This is a genomic window from Enterobacter cloacae complex sp. IR5458 (genome assembly GCF_049238025.1).
Taxonomy (GTDB): Bacteria; Pseudomonadota; Gammaproteobacteria; order Enterobacterales; family Enterobacteriaceae; genus Enterobacter; species Enterobacter kobei.
This window is the reverse complement of record NZ_JBMKIF010000137.1, coordinates 1-757: the sequence shown is the minus strand read 5'-3', so window position 1 is coordinate 757 and position 757 is coordinate 1. Positions and strand designations below refer to the sequence as shown.

Sequence of the window (757 nt, the reverse complement as noted above, 5' to 3'; positions counted from 1 at the left end):
CTGGTTGTGTTATCAGACGCAGCAGCCGTTGAATCCGTAGGGACGGATCGGTGGCTGCCCATGTGGCAAGCTTGCGTTGCATTTCGCTGATTATCAAAGGTCTTCACCTCGTTAGGTCAGTTAATTCACGTCGCAAACACATTCAAACTGCTTCCCTTCGCCATGTAATGGGCTTTCCCCATCGCGGACTACTACGGAAGCTCCGCCAGCCAGCGCGTCATCGGAGCCATGCCCCCTTAACATCCGTCGCTGACCTTCCCCGGTTTACCTGCCTGGACTCAGGCATACTGAGGAGGCTGCCCGTCGCACTCTTTATCCTTGCTTGCCGCAAGTTGGCAGAAGTCAGCAACGCAAGCGTGATAGACGCTGCTGCCCCGGTGTTTCGCATACATGTCAAAACACCTTCGACCGGCAGTGCTTACGTATCACTGCCAGTTCCTCCTGCACGGCCTGTCAGATCACGAAGGCCGTGGTGACGTTTTCAACCCACAGAGGCGGATTAACGGGTTCATGTTCTTCAGCCTTTCAGTACTTAACCTTGAGGATCATCTCGGCTTAGTGATCTCGCCTCAATCCCCGTTGTCAGCGGGTTACATCACCCTGCGGGCATGCCGCAGGTCACTGCCGCTCAGGTTCTCCACCGTCACACCCGGTGGGATTGTTGGGTTTCTCATCGTGAGTTACCGGTTCAATATTCCAGACAGACTCGCGGTTCATTTAAGCATCCATGCCCGCCCTGAACTCCGGGCACACTATA

General features: G+C 55.1%; 1 protein-coding gene and 1 pseudogene. One reads left to right on the top strand and one right to left on the bottom strand.

Annotated elements, in window-relative coordinates:
- A pseudogene (locus tag ACOTYN_RS26420) lies at positions 1-97 on the bottom strand (reverse transcriptase); the annotation flags it as partial.
- Positions 98-390: 293 nt separating this feature from the next.
- Between ACOTYN_RS26420 and ACOTYN_RS26415 the strand changes: the two are divergent.
- A partial coding sequence (locus tag ACOTYN_RS26415) for a hypothetical protein (protein WP_333018817.1) occupies positions 391-757 on the top strand: 367 nt, incomplete at its 3' end.